The organism is Roseofilum acuticapitatum BLCC-M154 (assembly GCF_030068475.1).
Classification (GTDB): domain Bacteria; phylum Cyanobacteriota; class Cyanobacteriia; order Cyanobacteriales; family Desertifilaceae; genus Roseofilum; species Roseofilum acuticapitatum.
Map to the genome: position 1 here is coordinate 1 of NZ_JAQOSP010000059.1, position 12,754 is coordinate 12,754.

Sequence of the window (12,754 nt, forward strand, 5' to 3'; positions counted from 1 at the left end):
GGATAAAGGGTGAAGAAGCGGGCAAGATGCCCGCACTCCTCTAATCCCTTGATATTACTGGAGTGGGAGCGTCTCGCTCCCTAAATTTTTAATCATGGTATTTCCGCTTCGCGGACATGAACAATCGGACTTGATATAATATCGAGGTATCGCCCTCACCCCCAACCCCCTCTCCCACGGGAGAGGGGGCTTTCCACCCCGAAAGCACCTACATTTAGGTCGATCAACTTCAATTACTGCGATCTGCCCAGATTAGTGCTGAACTAGCATTCTCATCATAAGTCGCTACTCGCTCTTGAGCCGCCCCATAATTTTCACTATCTTGGGGTACTTGAGCCATTAAATCTCGCGCTTGCTGCCATTGACTCGCCACTTCTTCCCACTCAGCACGGGTGCTTGCCGTTTGTGCGAGTTCAGCCGCACTCATAGCGATATTAATCCCATCTCTCCAAGGGTTAGAGGATGCTGGGGGAACCGATGCCGGAGTTTCAGGAACAGCTTCTGCGGGGGCTTCAGGAGGAGCTTCTGCGGGTACTTCTGCGGCAGTTTGTTCAGGGGCAGCCTCTGGAGCGGTAGCAGGAATCATAGGAGCTGGAGCGGGACGAAGGAAAAACCACCAAACCGCACCACCAATTAGAGCAACAATGGGGATAGCTAACAAGGGCAGGAACTTATTCGCCCCTGATTTCTTCTGCTCTCCCGATTCATCAGACTCGGAGTCTAAAGGCTCCGCACCATCGAGATCGTTATCGTTATAAGAATTCATATCATCATCAGGATCGTCAAGGGCAAAATTGGGTAAATCGTCCTCCTCATCTTTCCCTTGCAAGAGGTCAAGGGTTTCACTCCAACTCGGCTTTTTCGCTCCTATTTGGCGGCCATAAATTTGTAGGGTAGGGAAGGAGTCAATACCCATATTAAGGATTTCATCATGAACGATCGCCACATATTGTTCCTTTTCGGGTATGGTTTCCCCTTCGAGGAGGATATGTAAACAGCCTTCTTTGATCAGTGCTTTAGCGGTAACCCCTTGGGGTTGTAAGACACTGTTTAGAGCATCGGTGATCTCTGCTGGATTAGGTTGTGCCATGGCGCTGAGTACCCTGAACCGGATGAACTTGGACAAGGAGGGGTGAGACAGACAATGGCCGCTCAGGTTCGGTTTTTTTGGCCATTACTACTCGCGTCAATAGTAGCAGAGTTTGAGAGTCTATGGCAGTTTTTTCGTTATCTTAGATGTATGTGTCGTTTTTAGCTGGAGTAGGGGTTATGGGTTGGAAGTCGGTGCTGCGAGGGGGGGGTAGTAGCAGCCAAGGTTTACCCAGAGTGCCTATAATTTAGCTCAATCGAATCAGATCCGGTTGGGCGATCGCCAGCAACTGGTTGATTTTATGCTTCAAGGGAATAGTAAGATTCACCCTCTAACATAACTTCTACGATTTTTGTTTCTATGCTTTTCTTACGATGAGCAGTCAATAGTTAAAAATTGGGACTTAGAAACCCGGTTTCTTCCAGAAACCGGGTTTCTAAAAGCACCTTACCCTTCATAAACTTGGCGGTAATAGTCCTGATATTCTTGAGAAAGTAAGGGTTGCCACCAATCTTGATGATCTAAGTACCATTTCAGGGTTTGGCGTAGTCCTTCCTCTACGGTAACCGAGGGTTGCCAACCGAGTTCGGTTTGAATTTTAGTCGAATCGATCGCGTAGCGGCGATCGTGTCCGAGTCTATCCTTAACAAACGTAATCAGGTTACGACAAGGACGGACGGGGAGCTGGGGCGCGAGTTCATCCATCAGGTCGCATAAAAGGGTTACTAAGTCAATATTTTTAACTTCATTATTTCCCCCTACATTGTAAGTTTCCCCTGGTTTTCCCTTATGAATAACCACATCTAGAGCGCTGCAATGGTCAATCACATAGAGCCAATCCCGGATATTTTGACCATCGCCGTAAACGGGTAAATTTTTGCCGATTAAGGTGTTAATTGTCATCAAGGGAATCAGCTTTTCAGGAAATTGATAGGGGCCATAATTATTGGAGCAATTGGTAATAATCGTGGGTAAATTATAGGTATGATAATAGGCGCGAACCAGGTGATCGCTGCCTGCTTTGGAGGCAGAATAGGGACTGTTAGGCGCGTAGGGTGTGGTTTCTTGAAATGCGGGATCATTGGGCCCTAAAGAGCCATAAACTTCATCGGTAGAGACATGCAAAAATAAGCCCTTATCGGATAGGGTGGGATAATGCTGGCGGAAGGCTTCTAAGAGGGTGAATGTACCGACGACATTGGTTTGTACAAATGCCCCAGGGCCGAGGATAGAGCGGTCTACATGGGATTCGGCGGCGAAGTGGGCAAGGGTATCAATCTGTTCTTCGGCTAAGAGTTGGTCAATGAGGGGGCGATCGCCGATATCTCCCTGTACAAATCGAAACTGAAGACGATCCTTCACCGGCTGTAAATTAGCCAAATTTCCCGCATAGGTGAGCGCATCTAAGACCACTATACGGTCTTGAGGGTGGCGATCGCACCAGTATTGCACAAAATTCGAGCCAATAAACCCCGCACCACCCGTAACCAAAACACGACGAGAACTACGATTTTCCATCACCTTAAATATCCTTAACCTAGTGGACTGTCTCAGCTAATTTGGTGCTGGAGGAATGCGAGCGTCTCGCTCGCTAGGGAAAGGCAGCGAGCAAGATGCTCGCACTCCTCCTTTTGAGAGAAAGGTAGCGAGCAAGATGCTCGCACTCCTCCTTACTTTGAGAAAGGTAGCGAGCAAGATGCTCGCACTCCTTACTTTGAGAAAGGTAGCGAGCAAGATGCTCGCACTCCTTACTTTGAGAAAGGTAGCGAGCAAGATGCTCGCACTCCTTGCTTTGAGAAAGGTAGCGAGCAAGATGCTCGCACTCCTTGCTTTGAGAAAGACAGAATCTATTCCCCACTGCCTACTCCCTACTCATTGTCCAGCATATCCGCTAAAGCCTGTTTCATCTCTTCACCATTAGTCGTTGCTGTTCCGAAGTGGCGCACCACCAGAGAAGCCGCCAAATTACCCAACACCGTCGCCTCCCAGAACGAAGCCCCCACACACAACGCCAAAGAAATCGCTGCAATCACCGTATCCCCCGCTCCGGTCACATCAAACACCTGACGACGGTTAAAGGCAGGAATGTGAACCATGGGCTTTTCAGGTGTAAATAAGCTCATACCCTCATCCCCGCGAGTAATCAGAAGATGACCAGCTTGAGTCATTTTTAACAAATCTTTCCCCGCTTGCATTAACCGCTCATCGTCATCAATGGCATAACCCACTGCCTGTTCTGCCTCCGGTAAATTGGGAGTAAACAAGGTCGCTCCCTGGTAGCGCGGCAAATCCTTCTGAGTATCCACCATCACTCGCTTGTGTTTTAAACTTGTAGAAATTACTGGAGAGAGTTGCCCATCCGGTCGAGTGCAAAAAGCTCCATCCCCATAGTCCGAACAAATTATCCCGTCTACTTGGTCTAATTGGGATTGAACATAATCTGCTAACGCCTGTTGTAAAGATAACTCTGGCAACCGATCCGACTTGCGATCGACCCGCACAATTTGCTGAGTCACCGACTGACGAGCATGGCCAGAAATGCGGGTTTTGGTCACGGTTGGTCGGGTTTCATCGATCAGAATGCCTTGGGTATTAATTCCCGCTTCCTCAAAAATCCGCCGCAGGGCTTGCCCTTGGTCATCTTTTCCCACAATACCCACCGCTTTAATTTGTCCCCCCAATTTCGCCAAATTATAAACCGCGTTGGCTCCCCCTCCAGGAATTTGGCGAGTTTCCTCATGGCGTAAAATCAGAACGGGCGCTTCTCTGGAGAGTCGTTCTACTTGACCGGTGAGGAATTCATCGAGGGTTAGATCGCCAACCACTAGCACTTTAGCAGTCGGGAAGCGATCGATCAGTTCATTTAAACGGCTTTGGTTCTGTTTGAGTTGCCCGATTAAATCTGCGGGTAAGGTCATATGAGTTGAGGGGGTTGAATGTTAAACCTTAATCAGTCTACGATCGCCCCTGAACCCTGGCTATGGGAGATGGGCCCTATTGCGGGTAAAATTATTGCAGTTGCATAATCGGCGATCGTGACTAGATTTATCCATGACCAGTTTGCCAAACAATATCTGAGCGAAATGCTCTCCTCTTTTGGCACAGTAGAAACCAGCAAAGATGTTGCCTCAGAAGTCCGCCAAGTTGATGTGTACTTTACCCCATCTTCTTCCGAACTTGATAGCAGCGAACTTGGGTTGTTAGGGAAACTCACGGAAACTCCGGCAATCTTTGAACCCTTTCGTAATCCCATCACAGCTAAGGACATTCGCACCTGTCTGTTGAAATTATTGGTACTGCAAGCCAAAGAGGAACGGGAAAGAGACAATACACAACAGACCAATACTGAGCCACCGAAACTATGGATATTAACTCCCACAGCATCAGAAAACTTACTAGAGAGCGCTGGTGCAAAAGAGTTAGCCAATGAACCGACAGGAGTCTATTATTGTCCAGCGCTCTACAAAAGTGCCATTATCGTTATCCATCAACTCCCTCGCACACCAGAGACGCTATGGTTGAGACTCTTAGGACGCGGAAGAATCCAACAGCAAGCCATTCGAGAACTCGAAGCGTTACCTAAAGGAAATCGCTGGCGAGCGAATGTGATAAAATTGGTCTACGAACTTTTAACCATTCTAGCCACTAGGCAAAACCAAGAAGCAGATCGAGATGATGAGGAGCTAATCGTGACTTTAACTCAACTCTATGAAGAAGCGATCGCCCAACTGCGTGAAGAAGGACGACAAGAGGGACGACAAGAGGGACGGCAAGAGGGACGGCAAGAAGGACGGCAAGAGGGGGAAGAGCAAGCCACTGTACGCTTCATAACCAATCTCTTACGAGTTCGGTTTGGAGAAGTGGATGAGGAGCTTGCCGCCATTATAGGGCGAATAGCCGCCCTGCCTTCAGAAGAATTTACCCCTCTACTTCTACAATTGTCTCGTGAAGAGTTACTCCTGCGATTTAGGGTAGAACAGGACTAAGTGTCAGAGGAGTGGCTCATCGTGACTTTAACTCAACTCTATGAAGAAGCGATCGCCCAACTGCGTGAAGAAGGACGACAAGAAGGACAACAAGAGGGACGGCAAGAAGGACGACAAGAGGGACGGCAAGAGGGACGACAAGAAGGACGACAAGAGGGGGAAGAGCAAGCCACTGTGCGCTTCATAACCAATCTCTTACGAGTTCGGTTTGGAGAACTGGATGAGGAACTGAGAGCTATTGTAGGGCGAATAGCCGCCCTGCCTTCAGAAGAATTTACCCCTCTGGTTCTACAATTGTCTCGTGAAGAGTTACTCAGACAATTTACGACAGAGAACGAATAACCATAGGAGTGAGTGAACCCCAAACTTAACGCTGGATCGGGATGCTCTCAATCAATCAGAGGTTGGGAGCATCTTCATTACCCATTACCAGCCTGTAGCGCTATATAATCAAAGCCAAATTCCCAAATGGAGTCTAGATGATGAAAACTCGTATAGTTGCCAGCCTGTTAACGGGTTTAACAGCGTTTTTAGGATCTATGGGAATTTCGGAAGCCGCTTGGGCGCAACACCGCCGAAATTTCCATGAACTGATTGATTTAAATCCCACGTTATACCGCCAGATTTGTAATCAAATTCAATCGAGTTCTGAAAATTGTAATAATACTTATCGGTTGGGTGTGCCGATGTATTTGGTAACTGGAAATTTAGGAGAAATATCTTATGTAACAATTCTGAATAAACAGCTTTATATTTGGGATTGGGTGAATGGGAATTGGAATCCTGAGAGGGATATGCCGGTAGGAACTTATCAGTTTGTGTTATTACTGAGAGAGGTACAAGAAGAAGCTCCTTAAGGAGTATGCCTAGGATGGTTGAGTTTTGAGTAAAGTATGAGGATCATGAAGCGATCGCACCAGCGATGGGGTTTAAGATGTGTCTTAGCTTTGCTGACCGGGTGGTGTGCCTTAGCACAAGCTGCCTATGGAGCCGATCGCATTAATCTCCGCTTAGGATTATGGCAGAGCCAAATTGCGATCGCCGACTTAGAAGACTTTAGCGAAACCGGAACCCTATCCCCAGCCTTACAACCCTACCGCTCTGTCCTTACTCCCAAGGTGCAGCAGCTCTTAGATTATCGCTTTCCCATCGATACCCAACTGGGCGATCGCATCCTCAGAAATATTTTCCACTCCCCCCTAAGTCTACAAATTTACCAAAGCATTGTTCCCATGTTGCCCGATAGTCGCCTCGACTATCTAGAGCAAGCCGTAACCACTACCCTGAAAAACAACCATTTCAGTGTTCTCTCCATTCTCAAAGCCTATCCCGGTAAAGAAATTACCCTTAATCTGTCCGCCGCTTTATCTTTTGCGCTCCAATTCAACCATGATTATTGGCAAAGTCGGCTTCTAGAACCCTTACTGGTGCGGGATTTGTTAGTTAATTCCCCAGAGGATCTTGTCGGGGAAATCGATCCGAGTCAACCGGCGGATGGGCCAGTAGAAAAAACATCCTTAATCCTGCGAGATAGCCAGAGAAATCGAATCATTCCCGTAGATCTCTACACAGTTCCTGGATCGCTAGATTCTGCCCCCCTAGTGGTCATCTCCCATGGCTTTGGTTCCGATCGCAATTATTTATCCGGTTTAGCGTATCATTTAGCCTCCCATGGCCTAACCGTAGCGGCGATCGAGCATCCTGGAAGTAGCCTCAGATGGTTAATGAAAGGGTCAAAATTTAGCCATTTAGCCACCTTAGTTCCCCCGGAAGAATTTATCGATCGCCCCCAAGATATCCGGTTTATGCTCGATTATCTAGAAACCGTCAATCATCAACCCGGCCCCTTTTACAGCAAACTGAACACCAATAAAGTGACAATGGTGGGTCATTCCTTGGGGGGATATACCGCCTTCGTTTTAGCCGGTGCAGAGCTAGATTTAGCCAGTTTACGCCATTTTTGCCGCGATCGCCTCCCCCTGGGTCGTTCTCCGGCTGACTGGTTGCAATGTGCAGCAGCCGATCTCACCACTGTTCCCCAGTCTCTCAAGGATGACCGCATTGCACAAGTAATCGCCATTAGTCCCGTCATCGGCCGTTTATTTGGCGAAACCGGCATCAGCAAAGTCAAAATTCCTACCTTAATCTTAGCCAATACCAATGATGCCGTTACCCCTGCCCTCGAACATCAAATTCGCCCCTTCAACCACTTAACCGGGCCCAAATATCTCCTGACTGCCATTGGAACCCCCCATTTAAGTATTGGTAATCTGAGATATTCCAATTCAGTGGCTTCCCCCTTTCAACCCTTGCAACACTTGCTTAATGGCGTTTCCTTAGCCTTTATCAAACAATTAACCCCAGAAAAAGAGAACTATCAAGTCTTCCTCAGTCCCACTTATGCCCAATCTTTTTCCACTCCTCAAATACCCCTGCGCTTAAATCAGTCCCTTCCAGGCAGTTTATGGGAGCGAATAGAAGTCAGTCGTTTGTTGCATTGGCTCGGTTGGAGTTAATTAACAAGGAACAATTACAGAGGTTTAAACTAGACTAATCCCGGTTTTCCATAACGCCTACGAGAGATTGTAAATCAAAGTCGCGATCGCGCCCACTTAAACAAATCCCCGAACTCATCACCGTTAAATCTCCTTTACTAATGGCAGAAACATGCTGTTCTCCATCCGCCGTTGTCCATTCGACGTGCCAATAGTCTCCTCGATCGCCAAAGTCTTGCAGCGCTCCTCCCCCTTGTTGGAGTGCTTGATTTAAGCGACGGCGATCGCGTTTTTCGCTACTAAATTCTTCCTGTTGCCCAGCCACTAACTCATAAGTAATTTTCGCTTCCGGAGTCATGCCCGAAAACTGGAGAGTTTCCGGCTCAGTCAACTGTTTTAAGTGATGCTTAAGAGTATCGATCATTTGCGGATCGGCGCGGCGATCGACACTCTCAAACCACCAGCTAGAGCCATCTCCACGGGCGATAATCGTTTCAAACGCTCCGCCTTCAGTCACTAAATGAACAGGAGTCGGTTGAGTAATTCCATAGCGTCTTTTCGCTTCATCCCCATTCACCGGATAAGCTAACCAAGTTTGTCCTTTAAGGCGATAACCGAGCCAAAATCTCAGGGGTTTGAGCAAACTTAAATACTCGCTAATTTGGGGCAAAGTTGGCTCATCAACCCATTGAGCTGTGCGCGTATCCAGAGGTTTGAAAATTCCCCAGCCTTCAAAATCGGCGGGTTGAGGTTGGAAAGAATACGCAATAGAGGAGATCGCGCCAGCGAAACGGAGTTTTATCGCCGTTTTCAGCCCTCCTCCCGCTACACAAGGCGCGAGAAACTCCTGTTCTTGTAATTCTTTTTCCTGCTGTGTCAGTTGATTTAAGAGTTTGTTAATATCCATCCATATTCCCCTTTCTTCCTTATACCGTTGTAACCCCTATGATGGACACCAAAGATCTCCTCGCTATCCTACATCCTACCCTCGCCGTAGCCTTAGTTTATCCCCTGATTGGTATCGTCGTTCATTTTGCCTGGCAAACTCGTCAACGACGACTAGCAACTGCTGCGGGAGAAAAAAGCAAAATTACCCCCATGGTTGGCCCCGATCATGTCAAAATGGGTCAATGGCTCACTGGCTCCGTGGTTGGTATTAGCTTAGTTGCCCTTGCTTATGTTCTCTTCATTGACAAACCCCGCTCTAGTGCCGTTGAAAGTATTTTAGTTGCCCTATTATTTGCCGCTACGATTGGCTCCTTAGTCTTCCTCTTTCGCGTCAGTAAAAGCGGCTCGAAATTATGGCGAGGTGTATTTGCTACCGGTGCAGGAATGGGGATAGTCATTCTTGGCTGCCAAGATGGGGTTTTTCGACGCACCAATGAATGGTATATTTCTCACTATTATTATGGTATTGTTGCGGCCCTATTAATGATTTTCTCTTTGGCGATCGTACAAGATATTTACCGCGATCGCTCCCACAAATGGCGCATTGCCCATACCATCATTAACTGTGTCGCCATTTTACTCTTTGTCGGCCAAGGTTTCACCGGTTCCCGTGACTTACTCGAACTTCCCCTGGATTGGCAAAAACCCTATGTCTATAAGTGTAGCTGGAAGGCAAAAACCTGTCCACAATTGGGTGATTAATAGATATAGTATTTTAATTTGGGTGTTAAACACTTACCCCTGACTTAAGACAGGGATAGAGGAGTGAAAATTATACCTTTTAACTCTCCACTCCTCTATAGCTAGTCTAAATGAGTTGTGCCATAGGAAATGCCCTCTCCCTTTCATGTCCGAAGGAAAATCCCTCTCCCACGGGATTCTTGACTTTCCCCCTTCTCCATCCGGAGAAGGGGGTAGGGGGATGAGGGGCAATCGTTACACAACTCATTTAGGTTTACTATATCGGGTGCATCAGTTCAGCTAAAGCCAATGAGAACTTAGGATTATGGATGAACAGTACCAGCATCCCGAATTAGCCTGTTTACTCGATCAAAAGGATTTAAAAGAAGTCGCTAAACGAGCGAAATTAGTGGAAGAATTGCTTGCTATTGGGACAGCGCTATCCGGGAGTCAGGATTTACAACAGTTACTAGATTTGATTTTATCCAAAAGTCGTGAAATCACCTCTAGTGATGCTGGAAGTGTCTATTTAGTCAATCGCAAAGAAGATACCCAAGAATTGATTTTTAAGACGGCCCAAAATGATTCGATCTCGACTCACCTGTTTCAAGAGTTTGCTATTCCTTTAACTCCAAAAAGTTTAGCCGGTTATGTGGCCCTAACTGGGGATAGCTTAAATATTGTTGATGCTTATCAGTTACCCTCCTCTGTTCCTTATCAACTCGATCGCAGTTTTGACCAAGATTTTGCCTATCGGACTTGTTCTGTTTTGGTATTACCGATGCAAAACCATGAAGGAACGGCGATCGGAGTTTTACAGCTCATTAATCGTAAACGTCACTCAGAGGAGAAGGTTACGGCTGATAACGCTCTGGAGCTGACTCTACCGTTTAGTCAGTTTCAAGAACGCATTGTGCGATCGCTGGCTTCCCAAGCGGCAATTTCCATTGAACGCAATCATCTACAAGAGAGCATTGAAACTCTGTTTGAAGGCTTCGTTAAAGCGTCTGTACAGGTGATTGAAGCCCGCGATCCGACGACTTCGGGACATTCGGAACGGGTGGCGGAATTAACGGTGAGACTCGCGCAAGAAGTGAATGATGTTCACGCGGGGCCGCTTAATTTAATCTGGTTTAATGACCGACAACTTAAAGAAATTCGCTATGCTTCTTTACTGCATGATTTTGGTAAAGTGTTGGTTCCGGAAACGATTTTAGGCAAACGGGAAAAGCTGTATCCAGAACAGTTGGAAGTGATTCGCCATCGGTTTGCCTTGGCGCAACGGACGTTAGAAATGGAGTGTTATCAAAGCAAGTTTAAGGTTTTGGTGGAACATCCTAGCCATCAGCATCAAGGGGAAAATTGTCCCCATTGCGATCGCTTGGCTCAGTTAGACCAGGAACTCGATCGGGCGATCGCCTACTTAAAAGAATCTTTAGCCTTAATTGAAGACCTCAAGCGTCCTTTGGCCATTGAAACCCAAGAACTCAAAACCCATTATCAGAGCTTTGAGAAGCAATTACAAAAGATAGCCCAATTTACTTATCGGGATGTGGATGGTCAGCAAAAACCCTTGCTCAAACCCGACGAAATTGCCCAGTTACTGGTGGTTCGAGGCAATTTAACCCCCCAAGAGCGGCTGGCGATCGAGGCCCATGTTACCCATTCCTATGAGTTTCTCAAGCGCATTCCCTGGACAAAGGGTTTAGGAGATATTCCGGCGATCGCCTACGGACACCATGAAAAACTCGACGGTACGGGATATCCCCAAGGACTCCATCAACAAGACATCCCCATGCAAACTCAAATGATGAGCGTTGCGGACATCTACGACGCGCTCACGGCCGCCGATCGCCCCTATAAACGCCGTCTCCCCATCGATATCGTCATCAAAATCCTCCATGAAGAAGCCGACAACGGCAAAATCAACCCCGATCTCGTTCTCCTCTTTGAACAGCGCCAAGTCTTTACCGCTCTCGGCCATACCTGGCCAAAAGAGACCGTTTCGGCTGCCTGAGAGTCAGTAAGCCATGAGTTATGAGTGGGGAGCGGGCCATCCTTCCCTGTCTCCCCATCCCCAAATTCGTAATTCTTATCATTTCCCCCTCTTTTCCCCACACCTTCCACAACCTTTCCACAATTTACCCTCGTCTTTTCCACAACTTCTCCTGAATTTTACACAACCTTAACCGGACAAAACTGCCCTGTAGCCCCATCCCTAGGTCTGGCTTGGGGATTTCCCCACTGGCCCTTTAATCTCGATTCCCTATCCCAAAAAAATAAAGTTATGTAACGAAAATTGGGCTGAAAGTATCGGTTTTTCGTTGACCTAACAAAAAATGATCGTTTTTTTTTACGTTTCGCAACATTGACAAGACCACCTATTGGTAGCACACAATAGAGCCACAAGGCATCTTGCCGATATCCACTCAACCCAACCCTAGAGGGCTGCATATGCATACTACAACTGTGAGTATTCTGGCAGAAATACCTGAAGATCTCCACGAATCCATCCAATGCTATTTAGAAAATCATCCGGATTGGGATCAAGAGCGGGTATTTTCTGCGGCCTTGTCCCTATTTTTGCTGCAAAATGGAAATGGTCAGACTTCCCAGAGCCATGAATCGAGCTATCGGAAGGCAGCGCGGGTCTATCTTGATGCTCTGTTTAATATATCCGCTTTGCCCTAATGGGAGGAAGGCCATAATAGTTTTCAGCCCACTCCAGAGTTGCTCAAGTTCATTGTAGAGGTGGGTCTAGAATCGGATTTGTTATTGGCTGATCTCAATACCATGATTAAAAATTTAGGGAGCGAGACGCTCCCACTCCAGTAATATCAAGGGATTAGAGGAGTGCGGGCATCTTGCCCGCTTCTTCACCCTTTATCCGGACTTGATATAACTTACTTTTTCTTGGGTCGAAAAACTTGAATCACGTCCGGATTACATTCTAAATAGGGTGCGCCAATTAAGTCTAAGCAGTAGGGAATGGCCGGAAAGACGGCATCTAGACATTCTCGAATGGATTTCGGTTTACCGGGAAGATTGACAATTAAGGCGCTGCCGCGAATGCCTGCGGTTTGTCGGGACAAGATGGCGGTGGGAACGTATTGCAGGGAAACGGAGCGCATCAGCTCCCCAAATCCGGGGAGCATTTTGTCACAGACGGCTTCTGTGGCTTCGGGGGTTACGTCCCTGGGAGCGGGGCCGGTTCCTCCGGTGGTGACGACGAGGGAGCATTGATGCTCGTCAATCAGGGAGATGAGGGTGGTTTTGATTGTCTCATAGTCGTCTGGGATGACCTCATAGACGGGTTCCCAGGGACTGGTGAGGTATTCGGTGAGACGGTCAATAATGGCTTTTCCGGACAGGTCTTCATAGACTCCTGCACTGGCCCGGTCTGAGGCCGTCAGGATTCCAATACGGGTGTTCATGGGGAATGGGGAATGGGGAATGGGTGCTAGGTTTGAGACAACCCTAAAATGGTGGGTTACGGCGGATTGAGAGATTGCTGTCAGAGTCTAGGTTTTAGCCGCCTAACCCCCCCTACGCTA

At 47.5% G+C, this 12,754-nt stretch carries 12 protein-coding genes; 7 read left to right on the forward strand and 5 right to left on the reverse strand.

The features are described 5' to 3' along the window. Positions 1–229 precede the first annotated feature (229 nt). The 3 genes from PMG71_RS08125 to PMG71_RS08135 all read right to left on the reverse strand — a co-directional run bounded on the left by PMG71_RS08125 (position 230) and on the right by PMG71_RS08135 (position 4,008). Positions 230–1,090, reverse strand: a complete 861-nt coding sequence (locus PMG71_RS08125) for a hypothetical protein (protein ID WP_283753159.1) — start codon at positions 1,088–1,090, stop codon at positions 230–232. A gap of 447 nt (positions 1,091–1,537) precedes the next feature. Continuing rightward, positions 1,538–2,608, reverse strand: coding sequence for a dTDP-glucose 4,6-dehydratase (gene rfbB, locus PMG71_RS08130; protein ID WP_283753160.1), 1,071 nt, complete (start codon positions 2,606–2,608; stop codon positions 1,538–1,540). Positions 2,609–2,958: 350 nt separating this feature from the next. Further along, positions 2,959–4,008, reverse strand: coding sequence for a bifunctional heptose 7-phosphate kinase/heptose 1-phosphate adenyltransferase (locus PMG71_RS08135; RefSeq protein WP_283753161.1), 1,050 nt, complete (start codon positions 4,006–4,008; stop codon positions 2,959–2,961). Positions 4,009–4,125: 117 nt separating this feature from the next. Between PMG71_RS08135 and PMG71_RS08140 the strand changes: the two genes are divergently transcribed. The 4 genes from PMG71_RS08140 to PMG71_RS08155 all read left to right on the forward strand — a co-directional run bounded on the left by PMG71_RS08140 (position 4,126) and on the right by PMG71_RS08155 (position 7,592). Continuing rightward, positions 4,126–5,076: an RpnC/YadD family protein gene (locus PMG71_RS08140; protein ID WP_283753162.1), complete on the forward strand. Its 951-nt coding sequence runs from the start codon at positions 4,126–4,128 to the stop codon at positions 5,074–5,076. Positions 5,077–5,097: 21 nt separating this feature from the next. Further along, on the forward strand, positions 5,098–5,418 hold the full coding sequence (locus tag PMG71_RS08145; protein WP_283753163.1) for a FliH/SctL family protein: 321 nt from the start codon (positions 5,098–5,100) through the stop codon (positions 5,416–5,418). A gap of 140 nt (positions 5,419–5,558) precedes the next feature. Beyond that, positions 5,559–5,933, forward strand: a complete 375-nt coding sequence (locus tag PMG71_RS08150; protein WP_283753164.1) for a hypothetical protein — start codon at positions 5,559–5,561, stop codon at positions 5,931–5,933. Between the two features lie 36 nt (positions 5,934–5,969). Next, a complete protein-coding gene (locus tag PMG71_RS08155; RefSeq protein WP_283753165.1) occupies positions 5,970–7,592 on the forward strand; it encodes an alpha/beta hydrolase in 1,623 nt (540 codons plus the stop codon). Positions 7,593–7,626: 34 nt separating this feature from the next. Here the strand turns inward: PMG71_RS08155 and PMG71_RS08160 are convergent, their stop codons facing one another. Beyond that, positions 7,627–8,478, reverse strand: a complete 852-nt coding sequence (locus PMG71_RS08160) for a hypothetical protein (protein ID WP_283753166.1) — start codon at positions 8,476–8,478, stop codon at positions 7,627–7,629. A 41-nt stretch (positions 8,479–8,519) separates the two neighbouring features. Between PMG71_RS08160 and PMG71_RS08165 the strand changes: the two genes are divergently transcribed. The 3 genes from PMG71_RS08165 to PMG71_RS08175 all read left to right on the forward strand — a co-directional run bounded on the left by PMG71_RS08165 (position 8,520) and on the right by PMG71_RS08175 (position 11,891). Next, positions 8,520–9,221, forward strand: coding sequence for a DUF4079 domain-containing protein (locus PMG71_RS08165; protein ID WP_347179231.1), 702 nt, complete (start codon positions 8,520–8,522; stop codon positions 9,219–9,221). 304 nt (positions 9,222–9,525) lie between these two features. Next, positions 9,526–11,217, forward strand: coding sequence for an HD domain-containing phosphohydrolase (locus PMG71_RS08170; protein WP_283753168.1), 1,692 nt, complete (start codon positions 9,526–9,528; stop codon positions 11,215–11,217). Positions 11,218–11,654: 437 nt separating this feature from the next. After that, complete coding sequence (locus tag PMG71_RS08175) at positions 11,655–11,891, forward strand: DUF2811 domain-containing protein (protein ID WP_283753169.1); 237 nt, start codon at positions 11,655–11,657, stop codon at positions 11,889–11,891. Positions 11,892–12,103: 212 nt separating this feature from the next. On the opposite strand, the gene mog is transcribed toward PMG71_RS08175, so the two are convergent. Further along, positions 12,104–12,634, reverse strand: a complete 531-nt coding sequence (gene mog / locus PMG71_RS08180) for a molybdopterin adenylyltransferase (protein ID WP_283753170.1) — start codon at positions 12,632–12,634, stop codon at positions 12,104–12,106. Positions 12,635–12,754: the final 120 nt, after the last annotated feature.